The organism is Lyngbya sp. CCY1209 (assembly GCF_055795065.1).
On sequence record NZ_JAYFER010000636.1, the window covers coordinates 1 to 18,015 of the forward strand.

Annotated in this window: 15 protein-coding genes; 6 read left to right on the forward strand and 9 right to left on the reverse strand. The window is 56.2% G+C overall.

Annotation, left to right across the window (positions count from 1 at the left end):
• The first annotated feature begins 104 nt into the window (after positions 1 to 104).
• Positions 105 to 1,697 carry a hypothetical protein gene (locus tag AC0QHF_RS24405; protein WP_324706867.1) on the forward strand — a complete coding sequence of 531 codons (1,593 nt, stop codon included), beginning with the start codon at positions 105 to 107 and terminating at the stop codon, positions 1,695 to 1,697.
• 35 nt (positions 1,698 to 1,732) lie between these two features.
• On the opposite strand, the gene tsaE is transcribed toward AC0QHF_RS24405, so the two are convergent.
• The 3 genes from tsaE to cpdA form a co-directional block, all read right to left on the reverse strand.
• Positions 1,733 to 2,248 carry a tRNA (adenosine(37)-N6)-threonylcarbamoyltransferase complex ATPase subunit type 1 TsaE gene (tsaE, locus tag AC0QHF_RS24410; RefSeq protein ID WP_324706868.1) on the reverse strand — a complete coding sequence of 172 codons (516 nt, stop codon included), beginning with the start codon at positions 2,246 to 2,248 and terminating at the stop codon, positions 1,733 to 1,735.
• Between the two features lie 124 nt (positions 2,249 to 2,372).
• On the reverse strand, positions 2,373 to 2,768 hold the full coding sequence (locus AC0QHF_RS24415) for a DUF1622 domain-containing protein (protein ID WP_324706869.1): 396 nt from the start codon (positions 2,766 to 2,768) through the stop codon (positions 2,373 to 2,375).
• 58 nt (positions 2,769 to 2,826) lie between these two features.
• A complete protein-coding gene (cpdA, locus tag AC0QHF_RS24420; RefSeq protein WP_324706870.1) occupies positions 2,827 to 3,657 on the reverse strand; it encodes a 3',5'-cyclic-AMP phosphodiesterase in 831 nt (276 codons plus the stop codon).
• 216 nt (positions 3,658 to 3,873) lie between these two features.
• Here cpdA and AC0QHF_RS24425 point away from each other — a divergent pair, with 216 nt between their 5' ends.
• Positions 3,874 to 5,190 (forward strand): DNA cytosine methyltransferase, encoded by a 1,317-nt coding sequence (locus AC0QHF_RS24425; protein ID WP_324706871.1) that lies wholly within the window; start codon positions 3,874 to 3,876, stop codon positions 5,188 to 5,190.
• On the opposite strand, the gene AC0QHF_RS24430 is transcribed toward AC0QHF_RS24425, so the two are convergent.
• The gene (locus AC0QHF_RS24430) at positions 5,187 to 6,023 is read right to left on the reverse strand and encodes an alpha/beta hydrolase (protein WP_324706872.1); all 837 of its coding nucleotides are present in this window, start codon (positions 6,021 to 6,023) and stop codon (positions 5,187 to 5,189) included. The genes AC0QHF_RS24425 and AC0QHF_RS24430 overlap by 4 nt on opposite strands.
• A 156-nt stretch (positions 6,024 to 6,179) precedes the next feature.
• Between AC0QHF_RS24430 and ispG the strand changes: the two genes are divergently transcribed.
• Both ispG and ctpC read left to right on the forward strand, forming a co-directional pair.
• Positions 6,180 to 7,400, forward strand: a complete 1,221-nt coding sequence (gene ispG / locus AC0QHF_RS24435) for a (E)-4-hydroxy-3-methylbut-2-enyl-diphosphate synthase (RefSeq protein WP_324706873.1) — start codon at positions 6,180 to 6,182, stop codon at positions 7,398 to 7,400.
• A gap of 182 nt (positions 7,401 to 7,582) precedes the next feature.
• A complete protein-coding gene (ctpC, locus tag AC0QHF_RS24440) occupies positions 7,583 to 8,866 on the forward strand; it encodes a carboxyl-terminal processing protease CtpC (protein ID WP_375341464.1) in 1,284 nt (427 codons plus the stop codon).
• A 2-nt stretch (positions 8,867 to 8,868) separates the two neighbouring features.
• Here ctpC and AC0QHF_RS24445 read toward each other — a convergent pair whose 3' ends face one another.
• Both AC0QHF_RS24445 and AC0QHF_RS24450 read right to left on the reverse strand, forming a co-directional pair.
• A complete protein-coding gene (locus AC0QHF_RS24445) occupies positions 8,869 to 9,060 on the reverse strand; it encodes a DDE transposase family protein (protein ID WP_324706874.1) in 192 nt (63 codons plus the stop codon).
• Between the two features lie 42 nt (positions 9,061 to 9,102).
• Entirely contained in the window at positions 9,103 to 9,531 is a 429-nt protein-coding gene (locus AC0QHF_RS24450; protein WP_324706875.1) for a hypothetical protein, read from the reverse strand.
• Between the two features lie 96 nt (positions 9,532 to 9,627).
• Here AC0QHF_RS24450 and pyrE point away from each other — a divergent pair, with 96 nt between their 5' ends.
• Positions 9,628 to 10,254, forward strand: coding sequence for an orotate phosphoribosyltransferase (gene pyrE, locus AC0QHF_RS24455; RefSeq protein ID WP_324706876.1), 627 nt, complete (start codon positions 9,628 to 9,630; stop codon positions 10,252 to 10,254).
• A gap of 553 nt (positions 10,255 to 10,807) precedes the next feature.
• On the opposite strand, the gene AC0QHF_RS24460 is transcribed toward pyrE, so the two are convergent.
• The 3 genes from AC0QHF_RS24460 to sat form a co-directional block, all read right to left on the reverse strand.
• Positions 10,808 to 12,658, reverse strand: coding sequence for a response regulator (locus tag AC0QHF_RS24460; RefSeq protein WP_324706877.1), 1,851 nt, complete (start codon positions 12,656 to 12,658; stop codon positions 10,808 to 10,810).
• A 414-nt stretch (positions 12,659 to 13,072) separates the two neighbouring features.
• Positions 13,073 to 15,409: a caspase family protein gene (locus AC0QHF_RS24465; RefSeq protein WP_324706878.1), complete on the reverse strand. Its 2,337-nt coding sequence runs from the start codon at positions 15,407 to 15,409 to the stop codon at positions 13,073 to 13,075.
• Between the two features lie 365 nt (positions 15,410 to 15,774).
• The gene (gene sat, locus AC0QHF_RS24470; RefSeq protein ID WP_324706879.1) at positions 15,775 to 16,953 is read right to left on the reverse strand and encodes a sulfate adenylyltransferase; all 1,179 of its coding nucleotides are present in this window, start codon (positions 16,951 to 16,953) and stop codon (positions 15,775 to 15,777) included.
• Between the two features lie 399 nt (positions 16,954 to 17,352).
• Here sat and AC0QHF_RS24475 point away from each other — a divergent pair, with 399 nt between their 5' ends.
• A complete protein-coding gene (locus tag AC0QHF_RS24475) occupies positions 17,353 to 17,886 on the forward strand; it encodes a hypothetical protein (protein WP_324706880.1) in 534 nt (177 codons plus the stop codon).
• Positions 17,887 to 18,015 lie beyond the last annotated feature (129 nt).

Consider the following 18,015-nt stretch of genomic DNA (forward strand, 5'->3'; position numbering starts at 1 on the left):
CATTCTGTAGGGGCAGTGCGTCCCCGCCTGCCTGCCCATTCTGTAGGGGCAGTGCGTCCCCGCCTGCCTGACAATTCCGATCTATCTTTCACCTTGGAGAAATCATGAAAATCGACGTTATCGAAACTTTCGGAAACTGGAATCCCCAGTTTATCCGAGAATTGAAAGGGCGCCTCAAGTCGCGCACCGTCACCCTCGTCGCCACCGTTTCGATTCTGGCACAGGGGTTGTTGATGTTTTTCTTTTACGCCCAACTTCCCACCGAAAAACACCCCTACGGACAGTATATGTTGAGTCCGAGGGGCGAACTTCCGGTTGTCATCGACTGGATGAAGTGGTGGAATGATATTTTTCTGACTCTGAATTGGATTTTACCCCTGGCATTGATGTTGGGGGGTGTCTATATGTTGATTCAGGATCTCGCCACGGAGGAACGGCGGGGGACCCTGAATTTTATCCGCCTCAGTCCCCAGTCCGGGCGGGATATTTTAATCGGAAAAGTGTTGGGCGTTCCGATTTTATTGTATCTCGGATTGGCCCTGGCTTTGCCCCTGCAATTTTGGACGGCGATCGCGGCTGATATTCCCCTGCAGTTGGTTCTATTGCAAAACGGGGTATTTGCGATCGTCACCCTGAGTTTATTTAGCCTCTCCCTACTCTTCCCGCTGATGGGATTTTCGGCGGCTTGGTTGGGAACCCTGCTGGCTTCTGTGGCTGTCATTCCGTCTTTGCAATTCTTACATTTGATCTTCAATGTCGCACGATTGGCGATCGCCCAACCGGACGCTTGGCAAACCTTCAACGATCGCTGGGATTTGTGGGTTAAATGGTTCAACATTCCCGTCAGCTACAGCATGGCAACTTGGTACTGTTTCATGGGGCTGAGTTTGGCAACACTCATGGCGGGAACCTGGCAAGTCTTGAACCGTCGCTTCCGCGATCCGGGGACGACATTACTCAGCAAAAAACAGAGTTATTTCGCAGTATTCGGATTGAACTTATTTTTGCTCGGCTTCGTCTTTCCTGTCCGTTCCTATGCCCTGCAAAACCTGGGAGAATTTTTCCTGTTCGGTTTGATTCCATTCTGCCTGCTGTTGGCGATCGCGGCTTTATCCTCCCAGCGACAACCCCTCCAAGATTGGGCGCGATACCGCCGGGAATCCACCCGCAAGAACATCAAAAATCGCCAGTTATTAACAGATTTACTGTGGGGAGAAAAAAGCCCCGCAGTTTTGGCAATGTCCGTCAATGTCGCCATGACAGTCGCGATGTGGACTCCCTGGCTGATCGGCGCCCACCTGTACGAACCGGACTATAATCACTACGAACATTGGCAAGGCTTTTTAGCCGTGGTTCTCCTGGCAGGATTGATCCTCATCTGTGCCGCGATCGCCCAGATTGTACTCATGAAACAAATGAGAAAACCCCAAGTTTGGGCTGCGGGAATCATCGCAGCCATCCTGATTCTTCCCCCGCTATGCCTGGGAATTTTGCAAATGCAACCCGAATCCTATCCCCTCCTGTTTTTGTTGACATCCCTGCCAATTTTAGGTGCCGAATACGCGCCAGCATTTTACTTTTTGAGCGCGATCGCCCTTCAGTGGACTTGCCTGACACTGCTGACATTGCAACTGCGGCGACAGTTGACTAAAGCGGGAGAATCCGAAACAAAACGCCTGATTTCTGGCGTATCTTGATAGTTTCCAATTCGTGATTTCAACCCTCTCCTCAATCAGGGGAGGGTTTTGCTTTGATCCTCTGTGTCCTCTGTGCCTCTGTGGTTGATTATCCTCTCCAAATCAAGATTAAACCCCCCAAAAGGAATCAATTTAACTTGGCGATCGCCCGCTTCCGTGTGACTCAAACTCACCTGCAAATAGTCCTCGGGACGGTAGGGAAGACGTTCCGCCCACTCGATCGCCACGATCCCCGGTTCCACTTCCAACCCCTCCCAATACAACTCGACATTCAACCCCTCAATTTCCGCCCCGCCGAGGCGATACAAATCCAAATGATACAGCGGCAGCCGTCCGCTCGTATACTCATTAATTAAGGTAAAAGTCGGGCTATCCACCGATTCAGAAATATCGAGTCCCCTGCCGATTCCCTGAACCAAAGTTGTTTTACCCGTCCCCAAATTTCCCTCTAAGAGGACGACGCTATTCGGGGGAAGCGATCGCCCCAAATGAATCCCGAGGCTTTGAGTCGCTGTCGCATCCGGAAGACATAAAATTATCGGTTCTGACATGATCAAATTTTTAATTTACGGCACTTTTCAACACCAGTTGACTCGAAGTCCCAGGGGGATCGAACCATATGGCAGCAGATAGACAACTGCTATATTTCTCAAATATAAACTGCATCAAAAGCTTTTATTCTCCGACCGAAGGCAACTCGTGTTCGTCGCCCTTCTTCTTTCTCATTTCAAACTCTCTTTCAAGTTCTTGATTCAAGAAATAGTTTAATAATGTCCGGATCACCGCGATCGCACCCAGCCGGACTAATGTTCCCGTTGAGGGGGCGATCGTAGTCGCCAGAATATCGGCACCCAGTTGAAATTCCAGGGCTAACGCCAGCCAAACCCCGAACCTTATCCGCAGTTGAATGAAAAGAAATTCATCATATTTGAATTGAGAAAATTTGAGTGCGAGTTGACCCGTTTTGACAACTCCAAATAAAACGCAAAACACTGAAATCGCTTCCAACAACAATTTGCCGAAAGAAACGACACCAGACAATCCCGATTCGAGAGTGTGCAACCATTCCATAAGTATCGAACGAATATCCGATCGAAAACTTGAATAGTATACCATCACTTCGGACGATTTATTGATGAGCCATATTTTTAACCCGCTTCTGAAGTTCTCGCGGATTGGGATACCTCGGCAATTGATAATTTGTCCGCTCGACTTTGCTCGTATATTCTCCGTCGGCGTGCAACGTAAAAACCCGAAATCCCGGTGTCGCCGTCTCATCAAATGTCAATTCTGTCGCCCTGGGTTTAAATTGGACGCAGGTGGACGGACAACCCAAATATATGACCCCGTTTCGAGTGGTTTCAAATTCTTGGTGGATGTGACCGCAAATCACGATTTTGACTTGGGGGTGGCGGTCGATAATCGCCAAAAACTCATCGGAATTCCGCAAATTAATTTCGTCCATCCACTCCGATGCGATCGCGATCGGGTGATGATGTAAAGCGATGAACGTGGGGCGATCGCGGTTGTGTTCCAACTGGGATTCCAACTGTTGTAAAGAAGCGGAACTCAAGTCGCCGTAAACCTTTCCCGGACATTGGCTGTTGAGTAAAATAAAATGCCAATTTCCGAGGTCGAATGACTTGTCAGATCGGATCGAATTGTGTGTTAAAATAGATACGATCGCATCCGGATTGTCGTGATTTCCCGGTATCCAATAAGTCGGGATATCAAAGGAAGTTATCAAAGATTGCAAATACTCGTAGGATTCCGGCGTTTCATCCTGGGATAAATCCCCTGTCAATAAAAAGACATCGGGAGCGAGATTCAGTTCCCGAATTCGATCCAATACCGCCCGAAAAGAATGGGCCGTTTTGAGCCCCATCATCTCGCGATCGCGATCGGCAAATAAATGGGTATCGGTAATTTGGATAACTATCAACGGTTGATGTTCGGACATGATTCGATTGAGGTCGCTTGTGGTCTGCAAAGTTATCCGAACTGATCTTAGCAAATTTTGAGCGATCGGGTGACCAAAATTAAAAAAAATTAATAATTTTAAAATTTTCAACCCGCTCCCAGACTCAATTAAATTGTACTATATTTAAAGATAACAAAGAATCGGGTCGATCAGAATTTAAGGGATTTGGTAATTTTATTAAGGAGTTCTTGAACAATGATTAAATTTATCGATCTGTTTGCCGGAATCGGCGGTATGCGTCTGGGTTTGGAAGCCGCCTGTCAGGAGTTGGGGATTGATTATCGTTGCGTCCTCAGTTCCGAAATTGATGCCAAAGCTTGCGAGACATATAATTTGAATTTTGGCGAAAACCCGCAAGGCGATATTAGAAGCATCCAACAGATTCCAGAATTCGACTTTCTTTTGGCCGGATTTCCCTGCCAACCCTTTTCCTATGCCGGAAAACAGGAAGGATTTGGCGACACTCGCGGGACGTTGTTTTTTGAAATTGAGAAAATTATCAAAGCCCACAATCCGACAGGTTTCTTATTAGAAAATGTGCGGGGTTTGACCAGTCACGATGGCGGAAGAACTTTTCAAACCATCGTCAAGGCTTTATCCGAATTGGGATATGGAGTCCGTTATTTATTGTTAAATAGCAGCAACTTTAACGTCCCTCAAAATCGAGTCCGAATTTATCTGCTCGGATTGAAAGGACAAACGCCCAACTTGACTTTGCAATCAGACAAGGGGGCGGCGGATTCTCACGCTTTCAAACAAATCGGAATTCAGGGTAATCTTTTTCGGCAATATTTCCAGTTCAAAACAGTCAAAGATATCTTAGAAGAAGAAGCCGATCGCAAGTATTTTTGTTCCGCCGAATTTACCCAAATGTTGGGCAAAGCGATCGGGGGCAACTGGCAAAAGTTAAATGGTGTCAGGCTGATCGACTTCCGGGGCGGAAATTCCCTTCACTCCTGGGATTTGGGAATTAAAGGCGAGTGCAGCGAAGCCGAAAGAAACTTCATGAATTTACTGATTGCCAATCGCAGAAAAAAGTCATTTGGGAGCCACAAAGATGGCAAAAGTTTAACATTAGAACAAATCAAAACTTTTTATTTTAAACCCGACTTGGCATCGATTATCGATAGTTTGCTTGACAAAAAATACCTCAAAGAAAAAGGCGGAAAATACAGCCCGGTTTGCGGAAATATGTCCTTTGAAGTGTTCAAATTTTTAGATCCCGACAGTATTTCGATTACCTTGACCAGTTCCGACGCGCACAGATTGGGAATTGTCGTCAACAATCAACCGAGGAGAATCACCCCCAGAGAGTGTGCCCGGTTGCAAGGATTTCCGGATGGGTATCGACTCCACCCGGATGATTCTGCCGCCTATCGGCAATTGGGAAATGCCGTCACTGTCCCCGTCGTCAAGGAAGTCATGCTGGATTACTTGAAAAACAATTGGAGTCAATTGAACCGGGGGAAGAGATGGCAAAACTCCCCCCGAGAAATAGCCGCGATTCTCTAAACTGAAAGCCGATCGCCCGCACCCACCCGAACAAAAAAATCGCCGATCGCCTCAGCGATTTCCGGCCCGTTGACATCCAACGTCATGACGTGGCTGGACTGGTCGAACCAGCGCACTTTCAACTCCCCGGAAACCCGCGATCGCATCCAATCCATCACCACCGGATCGACCAGGCGATCGCGGTGAGAATGGACGGCAAAAACCGGACAGGTAATCTGCGACAAATGCTGCCGCGCCGTGCGAGCCAACTGTTGCAGCGCCACTCCCGCCCTGGTATTTTCAAACAAATAAATCGGATTGTCGAACCGCTGCGGTTTCGTGTTCAAAGAAATATTGAACCGCCCCAAAAGCGCCAGCAAAAATACCGCCCTCGGGGGCAATTTTAAAGCCGGGGCCGTCACCGCGCAGGCGTCCACCCGACCTTCCGCCGCCATCTGCAAAGCGATCGCGCCCCCCATCGAATGGCCGAATAGGCCGACAAAATTGTATCGCGATCGCGCCTCGGCAATTTCCGACCGCACCGCCTCCAACATCCCCGCCGCCGTCATCCGGGGGAAAAATAACTTCTGATCGGTTAGTTTTGCATAGCCGTGCCCCGGCAAGAGCGTCCCCGCGCCGTCAAACCCCCGCCGCCGAACGGCTTCGGCGACCGGCCGCACCTCGAAGGGACTGGCCGTGAACCCGTGCAAGCACAAAATCACCCCGTCGGACCCGGATTCGGATCGGAACCAGAACGGGGCGCCCCGTTCCCAGATTTTGCCGCGAAATTCCTCGGGGAGGGGGGCAAATCCCGAGAAATAGGGGGGGGATTGAACCGGCTGCTTGAAACTCATAAAAACTCGTTTGCAAATCTCCGAGAATATTATGAGCAATTTCGACAATTTCGGCGATCGGTGTGACCATACGTCCCCCATCTGTGGCAACCTAATCATAAAGAGCGATCGATATCTTAGATAAAAACGCGACTACCGCAAAAAAACCTTCAGATCATGCAAACCCTGCCCGTTCCAACCCAACCCACACCCGCCGAATCCGGCATTGACACCGTGATTCACCGCCGCCAAACCCGCCCCGTCCGGGTCGGAAACGTCACCATCGGCGGCGGACATCCCGTGGTGGTCCAGTCCATGATCAACGAAGACACGATGGACATCGAGGGGTCCGTCGCCTCCATCCGCCGCCTCCACGAAATGGGATGCGAAATCGTCCGCGTCACAGTCCCGAGCGTCGGCCACGCCAAAGCGGTGGGGGAAATCAAGCAAAAATTAGCCGAAACCTACCAACCCGTCCCCCTCGTCGCCGACGTCCACCACAACGGCATGAAAATCGCCTTGGAAGTCGCCAAGCACGTCGATAAAGTGCGGATCAACCCCGGATTGTACGTCTTTGAAAAGCCGAAAGCCGATCGCGGCGAATACACCCAGGCTGAATTCGACGAAATCGGCGAAAAAATTCGCGAAACCCTGAAACCCCTGGTCATTTCCCTGCGCGACCAGGACAAAGCCATGCGGATCGGCGTCAACCACGGTTCCCTCGCCGAACGGATGCTATTCACCTACGGCGACACCCCGGAGGGCATGGTGGAATCGGCCTTAGAATTTATCCGCATCTGCGAATCGCTGGATTTCCAGAATTTGGTCATCTCCCTGAAAGCCTCCCGCGTCCCCGTCATGCTGGCCGCCTACCGCCTGATGGCCAAGCGCATGGACGAATTGGGCATGGACTACCCCCTGCACCTGGGCGTCACCGAGGCCGGAGATGGGGAATACGGCCGCATCAAGTCCACCGCCGGCATCGGGACGCTCCTGGCCGAGGGCATCGGCGACACCATCCGCGTCTCCCTCACCGAGGCCCCGGAAAAGGAAATCCCCGTCTGCTACAGCATCCTGCAAGCCCTGGGACTGCGGAAAACGATGGTGGAGTACGTCGCCTGTCCCTCCTGCGGTCGCACCTTATTCAATCTGGAAGACGTCCTCCACGAAGTCCGGGAGGCCACCAAACACCTCACCGGACTCGATATCGCCGTCATGGGATGTATCGTCAACGGCCCGGGAGAAATGGCCGATGCCGATTACGGCTACGTCGGCAAACAGCCCGGATATATTTCCCTCTACCGGGGTCGGGAAGAGATCAAAAAAGTTCCCGAAGATCGGGGAGTTGAAGAATTGATTAATTTGATCAAAGCTGACGGACGCTGGGTCGATCCTTAAAATAGTGCGGGGGTGCGGGAACTCCCCGGCCGGGGGGAATCGAAAATCAGGGCGCAAGCCAGGAGCCCCTACAATCCAAAATCTCAAATTTCCCGCCCCCCACGCCCAAACTCACACACCCAAATTCTCTGTGTTACAGTGGGCTTAGTATTTGAAGTCTTCTCTTCCGGTTCAGCAGATACATGATTATATCAAGAAGTGGGCTTGTCATAGGTGCGACGGCAGTGATGCTGACCGCTGTTGCCGTTGCGGGCGCCGGCATCCATCTCTCCAGTCAAGCATCGTTTCGGGAAAGCCCGAAGGAATTGATCGACGAAGTTTGGCAAATTATCGAGAAAAACTACGTTGACGGGACGTTCAACCAAGTGGATTGGAAGGAGGTCCGCAACGAATATCTCGACCGGGACTACACCAGCGACGAACAAGCCTACGAAGCGATCCGCGAGATGCTCGAGAAGCTCGACGATCCCTACACCCGCTTCATGGACCCGGAAGAGTTCAAGAATATGCAGATCGACACGTCGGGGGAACTGACGGGGGTGGGGATTCAACTCACCCAGGACGAGGACACCGAGAAGCTGATCGTGATTTCGCCCATCGAGGATTCGCCCGCCTTTGAAGCCGGGGTGCAGGCCCAGGATATCATCACCGAAATCGACGGCCGCAGCACGAAGGGGATGGATATTAATGAGGCGGTGCAGTTGATTCGGGGGCCGGTGGGAACCCAGGTGACGCTGAAAGTCCTGCGGGGAAATCGGGAAATGGAGTTTCCCATCACCCGCGCCAAAATTGAAATTCACCCGGTGCGCCACTCCAAGAAGGATTCGCCGATGGGAGAGGTGGGTTACATTCGCCTTAATACCTTCAGTGCCAATGCGGCGGAGGAAATGCAGGAGGCGATCGAGGAGTTGGAAACTCAGAATGTCTCGGGTTACATTTTAGACCTGCGATCGAACCCCGGCGGCCTGCTGTACGCGAGTATCGAAATTGCCAGGATGTGGCTGGAACAGGGGGATATCGTCTCGACGGTGAACCGCCAGGGGGAAATGGACCGGCAGCGGGCCAACAATCGGGCGCTGACGGACAAGCCGATGGTGGTTCTGGTGGACGGCGGTTCGGCCAGCGCCAGCGAGATTTTGTCCGGGGCGCTACAGGACAACGATCGCGCCGTTTTAGTGGGGACGAAGACCTTCGGAAAAGGTCTGGTGCAGTCCGTCCGGGGAGTCGGCCAGGGGTCGGGTCTGGCCGTGACGATCGCCAAATATTTCACCCCCAGCGGCCGGGATATCAACCACGAGGGGATCGTGCCGGACGTGACCATCGAGCTGACGGAAGACCAGCGGGACACCCTGCGGGAAAATCGCGACCAGATCGGCACCGCCGACGATCCCCAGTACGCCAAAGCCCTGGAAGTGCTCACCCAGGAGATCGCCAAGGCCCGAAATGACACGGCGATTTCCCAGTAACGTTATCGGGGCCGGCACTGGCCCGCCCGAATCAAGCCCACCCGGCGGGCGATCGCTTCCCCGGAAGAGTCGAACGGACCCCAGCATTTCACGATGTCGGGGTTTTTTGTATCGGGGGCGATGCCATCGCCGGACAGGATATCGCAGGTTCCGGCGGGGCGCTTGACAATATAAAACTTTTGTGATATAGACATGGGACGCGATCGGCGGGGAAACTCTCCCCCGCCTCATTTCTCCTAGGGGTACAAAAATTCGCCGGGGGGATTGACCGGAACCTCCTGCAATAAGGTGGGTTGGGTGAGAATGGACGTGTTGTAGGGGTTGATCAGGTCGGGGGTGCGGATGATGCGATCGCTCGACGTCTGTTCGAGCATCGCCTCCCGGTGCAAATCGTTCAACCGTCGGGCATCGTCGGTGATCAGGGTTTCGGGAAAGCCGTTGATGCCGTTGGGCCAGGGGTAACTCAGCCCCAAATAGACGGACAACTGTCTCATCAGCGATTGATTTTTCAACGCATTCCCGGAACTGCGGGTGGCGGCGCGGTTGAACTCTTCCGCGAAGGGTTGGAAACGGCTGTTACTCTGGGCCTGGGCCATCCCCGCCCAAACGGTCGAAGCGATCGCCACCCCCAACACCCCGGTGAGGCTTCGTAATATTCTCTTCATAGGATTGACCTCGTTGAATCGGTTTCATCTTAACCCGTTTTCCGGTGTAGGATCGGATCGGGCGATCGCCCCAACTTGAGTCAATTTGCCCTTCATATGATCGATCAACCTCCAACTCTGAATCCGGCTGCGGCCCCCCTCGACACCCTGCGCCCCTGGCTGCTGGATCTGTTTTGCCAGCGAGCCTATCGGGAGGGAGATTTCGTCCTCTCCTCCGGACAGCGCAGCTCCTACTACATCAACGGCAAACAAGTCACCCTCCACCCCCTCGGCGCCGTCGCGATCGCCCGCCTGCTGTTCGCCCTGCTGCCCCCCGACACCGAAGCCGTCGCCGGACTCACCCTCGGCGCGGACCCCATCGTTTCCGCCGTCAGCGTGATTTCCGCCTACGAAAATCGCCCCATCCCCGCTCTGATTATCCGCAAAGAAGCCAAGGGACACGGAACCCGGGCCTACATCGAAGGGCCGGAACTGCCGCGGGCGGCCAAAGTCGTCGTCCTCGAAGATGTCGTCACGACCGGACAGTCAGCGTTGAAGGCGGTGAAGCGCCTCCAGGATGCCGGGTACGCCGTCGATCGCGCCATCGCCCTGGTCGATCGCAACCAGGGGGGGGCGCAACTCTACCGGGAAGCCGGACTCCAATTCCAGTCCCTCTACACCATCGAAGAACTGCAAGCTCGCTACCAGACTCTGGAGCGATCGACGCCGGAGCCGCGGGATTAGCCGCCGACTGCTCGAATTTTTGAATATTTTTGATGTCCGCTTATCAGTTTCTTATTTTTGGCCGCTAACTTGAAACTCGGACCCTGATATGTAACTCAGTCTACCCAGACAGAACTGATACCGGCCTTGAGAAGTGCGGGGAGAGTCCAGCAGCCAAGCTGTCCCGGAAATTCGATCCCTCTTCTCAATGCTCGATACTTCCGCAGATCTTGTCAATTTGAGGCAAGTTGAAGCGAATGGGAGGCTGAGTTTTTTTTCGTTTTCCATCGCCTCGGATCGCGGGAACCACCGGCAAAAATTTGAGAAATTTCGGCTCGGATTTATCAGTTTCTTATTTTTGATTGCTAACTTAAAACTCGGACCCTGATATGTAACTCAGTCTACCCATATAGAACTGGTACCGGCTTTGAGGAGCGCGATTATGTGGGAAGGTCAAACTTCCCCAACCCGTGAGCGACCCGAGCAATCCCGACACTTGAGAATTTTAGAAATTCCGGGTGAGTGGGGAAAAATGGGAGGCTGAGTTTTTTATTGGCTTTTGCCGGCTCTGATATTATTTTTTCGAGTGAGCCTGCCGCATCTGCTTGAGTTGCCGTCGCAGGTGCGATCGCTCGATCCGGGCGATGGCGCGGGTCACGAGTTCCGGGCCGATAATCGGTTTGGTGATAAAATCGTCAGCCCCGGCTTCAAAGACTTTTTCGATCCGCGTCGGATCTTGGTGTGCGGTCACCACCAAGATCGGCAGTTCCTCCCAGTTCGGATCTTGGCGGACGACCCGGCAGAGTTCGATGCCGGTGTAGGTCGGCATTTGCAAATCCAAAATCAACAGATCTGGCAGGGTTTGGGTGAGCACCTGCCAGAACCGGTCCGGCTCCCGCAGGCCGACGATCTCGAACCCCCAGGGGTCGAGGATTTTGCGGAGAATCCCCAAACTCACCGGGTCGTCATCGACGATCAGGATGCGGGAATCGGGACTTTGGGACTCGGGGAGTACCTGGCCGATGGTTTCAAACACCGACTGGGGGGCGATGGGTTTGTGGAGGAACCGCCGCGCCCCCAAACGGGCCGACATGATGCGTTCCGAGAGGTTGTCCTCGCGGGTGAAAATTAAAATGGGAATGTCCGGGAACCGCTCCGAGAGTTCGCGGAGCAAGTTGAATCCGCCCTCGTCTCGGTCGGACAAATTCGGGTCGAGGAGGATGGCGTCGGGGAGCGCGCGCGCCAAGACTTTTCGGGTTTCGGCCGGGGTGGAAACCACTTCGATTTGCAAGTTCCAGGCGATCGCCTCCCGTTTGAGTTCCTCGGCCCCGGCGCGATCGCCGTCGATGAGCAAAATATGATGGTAAGACCCGCGACGCTCGGCGGTGAGGGGCTGTGGCGGTTGCCGGAGTTCTTCCCGCAGTTGGGCGATTGGCCCGTCGATCTCGGCCAAGTCCGCCGCCGTATGGTGCGGACTCCCGAGTTGGATTTCCATCGCCCGAGCCAATTCCGAGCCGCGTTGGTAGCCAAAGGTTCCGAGTCCCCCCGCCAACTTGTGGGCAATTTCCCGGGCCTTCCGGCGCTCCGGCTCGGCCACCGACCTGGGGTCGGAACCCGAGAGGAGCCGCTCCAACTCGTCGAGTTGTTCGACGAAAGAATCCCGGTACCGGGCGATGGTCTCCTCGACGCGAACCGGGGAAGCGGCGGACGGGGACTCAGACTCCGGCGCGGCGGGGGCGTCTTTGGCCGGGGGCAAATTCAGGCGGTAGCCGATGCCGTAGATCGTCTCGATGGGATCGACCGGCATCCCGGCCTCCTTGAGCGTCCGCCGCAGGTCTTTGATCAAGTTCGTGACCGCATTTTCGCTGGGTTCGTTGTCGAAGGACCAGAGGCGATCGATGATGGCTTGACGGCTGAAAATCCGCTGGGGATTTTGTAAAAAAAGGATGAGCAGGTTGTAAGCTTTGGGCTTGATGGCGACCCGCCGTTCCCCGTAGCGAACTTCCGCCGCCGTCTGATTGACTTCCAACCGTTCCCAAGTCAATTTGATCGGGTTCGCCGGCGTCCTTCCCCGCCGCAGCAGGGCCCGAATCCGCGCCAAAAGTTGGGAGGGATTGTAAGGTTTGGAAACGAAGTCGTCGGCCCCCGCATCCAGTCCGGTAATGATGTCCTCGTCGAGGTTGCGGACCGTCAGGAGAAGGATGGGCGACGAGAAGCCCTGGGCGCGAAGTTGACGGCAAATTTCCGGCCCGTCCATCCCCGGCAGCATCCAGTCGAGCACCACCAGATCGTAGTTCCAATCCAAAGCCAATTCCAACCCCGTCGGCCCGTCCACCGCGAGGTCTACGATGTAGTGACAGGCTTTCAATTCCTCCACCAGGGGGGCGATGGTCGGCGTATCATCTTCTACGATCAAAATTTTCATAAACGGTGGTTTTCTAGCCAAAACAGTCGGGCCGCAGGGGGGTGAATCGAGAGAATCGGCAACCGTTCCGCGTTTCGATGGGAGGACGGAAAGTGGACGGGGCAAACTTCAAAAATGGGTGATTTCTCACGATCGGATATCTCGACCGAGCCGGTGCGGAACCGAGTGCAAATGAAATGGGATTAACGGCAACACCGATATCCCAGTCGCGATCGCCCCTCAATTGGACTCAGGATTGACGACGAAAAGGCGGTGGATGGGAAAATCGGCTCGATCTGATTTTATCGCATAACCCGCCTTGAAACCCCGATTTCCAAGTGATGACCCCGATCCGATTTCCGATTCAGGAGCCGGCGGCGCGCGATTGGAGCCGGTCGTTTCGGCGGCCGGTTCCGCCTTCGACCGGACTCGATCTCAGATGACGCGACAGATGAAATTGAACGTCGCCCAGGCATTCACATCCAGGGCCAGGTTGTCGGTAGAAATGCCGCTCCGCTTGACCCCGAGTTTGCTGGCCCGCGCCAGATCTTCCCAGACCGCCCGGGAGACTTCCAGGGGGTTGGAGAGAGATTGGAGCCGAAATTTGCGGGTACCGCCGCCGTCTTTGAGGCCGCGGGCGATCGCTTTCACCGTCTCGGTGAAGGGGTAGTGGCTGACGATGACGTAGATTTCCGTCAGGCCGGCCGGACCCCGGACGAGTTCTCCCGAGAGCTCCGCCGGGGGGGCGTCGCCGATCGAGCCGTTGGTCGTCGGGATGTTGAGGGTTTTTCCCGGTTCGACCCGCTGCTGTCGGGGCGGGGTTTCGGCCCCCTCGGAGGCCGCCGAAACCGGGGGGAGGGTGGCGTCGTAAACGTGGGGTCGGCCGCTGCTGTCCAAAAGAAACAGGACGAAATAGAGGGGCAGGTCGCCGTTATTTTGGAGTCGCATCTGGATGCGGCTCTCGGCCGGCACAGTGGGAATCCCGAAACTCTGGGAACGGGCCGCTTCGGGTCGGCTCGCCTCAGCCGCGATCGCCATCGGGCCGGACTCCGCACCCCCATCGGTTTGGGGGGTTTCCCGTTTGGCGATCGCCCGGGACTGGGGGGATAGCATCGCCAAGGTCACTTTCGCCCGCATCAAATTGGACCGTTCATTTTCCGTCAGCCGCAACAACTTGGCCGCCAGTCGCGTTTTCAGGTGGGGGACCAGGCGTCCGACGGCGACTTTCACCGCTTCCCCCCCCTCCCCGGCGGTGTCGGGGAGCAACACCTGGCCGGGGGAAAACAGGCCGTAGTGGCCCTGAAACAGGGACATCAGGGGGGCGGCGGGACTCTGGGCGATGGTGGTATCCCGCACCCGACTCAGCAGGTAGTCGATCAACTGTTCGTCGCCGGCGATGGAGACTTCGGGGATGGTCGAAAAGGCGCTGGTGGCGTCCACCCGCTCGATGCGATCGAGTTTCGGGTCGAGGGCGATTTTCAAACTAACGTTGCGGGGTAAAATCCGGATCGCCTCCCGAACCAATTGCCCAGGTTTGATGGGGGGGGAGGGGAGGTCGCCAAATTCCAACAGTTGCAGCTCGGCGGTGGCCCGCAGCCCGTCGCGGGAGCGAATTTGCAGCCGGGGACGCAGGTTTTCCGGCGCGGCCTGGGGTTCGGAAAGGACGGTGAACAGGGAATTGACGGCGTCCGCTTTCAAGACGGCGGGGGGCAGGCCGGCCAGCAGCAGGCGGGCGGTTTTGCCCCCGTCTTCCACGGCGGTAATCGTCCCGTCGGCGGGGGGGGATTTCAGTTGCAGCTCGGAGATGGCGGATTCCCCCGAGTCCGGGGCGGGCAGTTCCCGCCGCAGTTGGGGCTGTTGGTTCGGGCCGGCCACCCGTTCCACCCCGCCGGCGACCCGGCCGAGGCTTTCTTTGAGGTTTGAGGTCGCCGTGGCGTTCCAGAGGGTTTGGGTCAAGGTGTAGGTGAACAGACCGGCGCTGAACCCCCCCCAGGTCGTCTCGGTGGCTACCTGGGAGGATTGGGCGGCGCTCAAGACCAGGCCGGGAAGTTCTCCGGGGCGTCGCCGTCCGAGTTCTTCGGGGTCGAGGGAGTTGCGGTTGAGGAGTCGGGCCTGGGAGTCCCGTTCCGCTGCGCCGACTTGTCCGCCGGCCGGCCCGGCGGCCGATCGCACCCGCAGGAGGCCCTGTTTGGGATGACCGGGGTAGGCGTAGCTGGTGTCGAGGACGGTGACGACGTTCCGGGTGGGTAAGGACCGCAGCAGGAGCCACAGGGTATCTTCCATCAAATCGTTGAGCGGTTCGTCGTCGAGGGCGACATCCGCCGGAATCAGGGAGTGTCGCACCGAGGCGTTGTCCGAGGCGGGGTCGGCGGGGGGGACGGAACTGCCGTAGCCGCTAAAGTGAAACACCACCAAATCCCCGGGTCGCGCCCCCGCGATCAGGTGGTCGGCAAAGCTGGCTTCGATATTTTCCCGGGTGGCTTCGCCGTCGGTGAGGGTGAGGATGTCGGCGGCTCGGAAGCCGAATCGGCCGACGAGCAGTTCCCGCTGCAGTTCCACGTCCGTGACGCACCCCGACAGGGGTCGGACCGTCCGGGCTTCGGCCGTCGGATATTTGTCGATGCCGACGAGGAGGGCGAGTTTCCGGCCCGCCGGTGCGGCCATGGCCCGCCGGTAGCGATCGCCCAACGGCCACCCGGCGGTTTCGCCGATTCCCAAAGCAGCCAGCGCCAGGCCGGAGCGTTGTAAAAATTCCCGTCGCTTTAATCCCATGATTGACTTCCTAACCTCATAGTCCCCGCCACCCGACATCGGGAGGCGGCGGATCGACTATTTTCAGATCCTCTCCCAAGTCGCCGAGCATCCGATCCGGCTCAATTTTCAAGAGGCGTGAGGCGTGAGAAGTGGGGAGTGAGAATTTTCTCACTTCTCACTTCTTTGGTCTCACTTCTCGTCTCTCCATCGGCCCGAAGGACCGTTTTGACGGCGATTCGACCGCGACGCGGATCTGCCAAAACGTTTCGTCGCCCCACTCGCCTGACCCTTCGATCGTACCGCGTTCCGGGCGATCCGCGAAGCGCACCGGTCGCGGGCGGGTGGAGTTCGCCCCGACCCGGCCCCGAATCGCGATCGCCCGTTCAGCTTCCGGCCGTCACCCGCATCGCTTTCACCAATTCCGCCGCCACTTCCGGACGGGAAAATTCCGCCGGCGGCATCTCGCCCCGCCGGAGCATCTCCCGCACCTTCGTCCCCGACAGGTGGATGCGCTGTTCCGGGGCGCTGGGGCTGGTTTTGTTGGTCGCCATGCCCCCGGTCAAGGTGCAGTAGAAGGCGTGTTCAAACTTCATTGGCACGATCCCCAGCTCTGCGGGCTCGAACTCGTCGAAGATGTGCTGGGCGTCGTAGGTGCCGTAATAGTCGCCCACGCCGGCGTGATCTCGCCCGACGATGAAATGGGTACACCCGTAATTTTTGCGGACGAGGGCGTGGAAGATCGCCTCCCGGGGTCCGGCGTAGCGCATGGCTGCCGGGTTGATCGCCAAAATGACCCGGTTTTTCGGATAGTAGCGCTCGATCAGGATTTCGTAGCAGCGCATCCGCACGTCGGCGGGGATGTCGTCGGATTTGGTGGCGCCAACGAGGGGGTGCAGGAACAGCCCGTCAACGGTTTCCAGGGCACACTTTTGGATGTATTCGTGGGCGCGGTGGATGGGGTTGCGGGTCTGGAACCCGACGATGGTTTTCCACTCCCGTTCCCGGAACAGCAGGCGGCTGTCGGCCGGGTCGATCTGATAGCTCGGGAACAGGCGGTGGGGACGGCGTTCGAGCAGCCAGACTGGACCGGCTAGATTCACCGGCCCCTGTTGGTGGACGACTTTGACGCCGGGGTGGTTGGTGTCGTTGGTGCGGTAGACGTGGATGGCCTCGAGCTCTTTATCGTAGGCGTATTTTTGGGTCAGTTCCAGGACGCCGACGAATTTTCCGTCGGGGGAGTCGAGGCGGACCCAACTGCCTTCGGATAGGGCGTCGGCCTGTTCCTCGGAGACGGAGAGGGTGATGGGGACCGACCAGGGCAGTCCGTCGCTCAGACGCATGTCGTTGATGACGCCGATGTAGTCGGCTTGCTCCATGAAGCCCGTCAGGGGGCTGAATCCGCCGATCGCGATCAGTTCTAAGTCGGAGAGCGATCGCTCGTCGAGTTGCACTCGTGGCAGGGTGTCGGCTTTTTCGATCAGTTCCTGCCGCTTTTCGGCAGTGGCGATCCGGTTGATGAGTTGTCCGCCGTGGGGCGCGATCGCATCTTGATGCTGAGTCAAGGTGACCTCTTTGGGAGTAACGACAGGATGAAATTATTAAGTTTTTCTAACCTTCTATCTTACCCCGTCGGGCGATCGGTTTCGTTCCCTCCCCCCGCCCGCCCATCGCAGAAATGGCCCGGGCCTTAGCTCCCCCCTGACAAAGGGGGGCCGGGGAAGCGCCAGGGGGGGACGATTTCGGACTCCGGGCCGGGAACATTTGCCCGGAAAAATCGATCATTATATTAACCGGTGGGATTGACAAAAATCCGCGATCGTGCGTGGCAAAATGGAACCGGATTTTTGGCGGGTCTAACGAGGAGGAAATTCCCCCACTTTGACGAGGCCCGACCCGGACACTCTGCTCCATAATAGAAGTATTGGGCGGCAAATTCATCCGAGTTGATGGAGGTATCGAAAATGAAACGCACTTTGGCTCTGGCGACACTTTTTCTGGCCGGCGGTTTCGCCCTTCCGGCGATCGCGATCGTTTCTCCGACCCCGCCAGTTCGGGAGGCGATCACTTCGGGAACGGAGGAATTATCGATCGCCGACCGCCGTTACGACCGCGATGACGACCGCGACTATGCCGACCGCCGTTATGACCGCGACTACAAAGAACGGTTCGAGCGGGATTTTGCCGAGTACCGCCGGCAGCGACACGAGCAGCTCGAACGGGAAATGCGAAATGAAATGAGCAAGCCCCACAACCAGCGCCTTTCTCAAAGTCAAAAAGAGCGGGTCATTCGGGAGGCTCACGATGCCCTCGACCGCCAACTCGACCGCGAGAAAAAAGACTGGAAAAAACGGTACGAAGAGCACTTCGACCGGGATGACCGGGACGACCGCTACGACCGCTACGACCGCTACGACCGCTACGACCGCTACGATCGCTACGATCGAGATGGGGATAGAAACAATCCCTACGATCGCTACAATCGCTACAACCGATAGAGATGGCGAGACAAAAGGGGAAGGGGCCGGGAACCATTGTTTTCGGTTTCCCCTTCACGTAAAATCTCCGATACGTTTGGAAGCTCTGTCTCTTTAGAGCAGGGAGGAAAAACGAACGGCGGCTTGAGT

Bases quoted from the DNA above. Each gene is read 5' to 3' on its own strand.
- AC0QHF_RS24425 (WP_324706871.1), top strand. From the start codon at position 3,874: ATGATTAAATTTATCGATCTGTTTGCCGGAATCGGCGGTATGCGTCTG.
- tsaE (WP_324706868.1), bottom strand. From the start codon at position 2,248: ATGTCAGAACCGATAATTTTATGTCTTCCGGATGCGACAGCGACTCAA.
- AC0QHF_RS24445 (WP_324706874.1), bottom strand. From the start codon at position 9,060: ATGTCTATATCACAAAAGTTTTATATTGTCAAGCGCCCCGCCGGAACC.
- AC0QHF_RS24450 (WP_324706875.1), bottom strand. From the start codon at position 9,531: ATGAAGAGAATATTACGAAGCCTCACCGGGGTGTTGGGGGTGGCGATC.
- AC0QHF_RS24415 (WP_324706869.1), bottom strand. From the start codon at position 2,768: ATGGAATGGTTGCACACTCTCGAATCGGGATTGTCTGGTGTCGTTTCT.
- ctpC (WP_375341464.1), top strand. From the start codon at position 7,583: ATGATTATATCAAGAAGTGGGCTTGTCATAGGTGCGACGGCAGTGATG.
- AC0QHF_RS24430 (WP_324706872.1), bottom strand. From the start codon at position 6,023: ATGAGTTTCAAGCAGCCGGTTCAATCCCCCCCCTATTTCTCGGGATTT.
- cpdA (WP_324706870.1), bottom strand. From the start codon at position 3,657: ATGTCCGAACATCAACCGTTGATAGTTATCCAAATTACCGATACCCAT.
- pyrE (WP_324706876.1), top strand. From the start codon at position 9,628: ATGATCGATCAACCTCCAACTCTGAATCCGGCTGCGGCCCCCCTCGAC.
- AC0QHF_RS24460 (WP_324706877.1), bottom strand. From the start codon at position 12,658: ATGAAAATTTTGATCGTAGAAGATGATACGCCGACCATCGCCCCCCTG.
- AC0QHF_RS24475 (WP_324706880.1), top strand. From the start codon at position 17,353: ATGAAACGCACTTTGGCTCTGGCGACACTTTTTCTGGCCGGCGGTTTC.
- AC0QHF_RS24465 (WP_324706878.1), bottom strand. From the start codon at position 15,409: ATGGGATTAAAGCGACGGGAATTTTTACAACGCTCCGGCCTGGCGCTG.
- ispG (WP_324706873.1), top strand. From the start codon at position 6,180: ATGCAAACCCTGCCCGTTCCAACCCAACCCACACCCGCCGAATCCGGC.
- AC0QHF_RS24405 (WP_324706867.1), top strand. From the start codon at position 105: ATGAAAATCGACGTTATCGAAACTTTCGGAAACTGGAATCCCCAGTTT.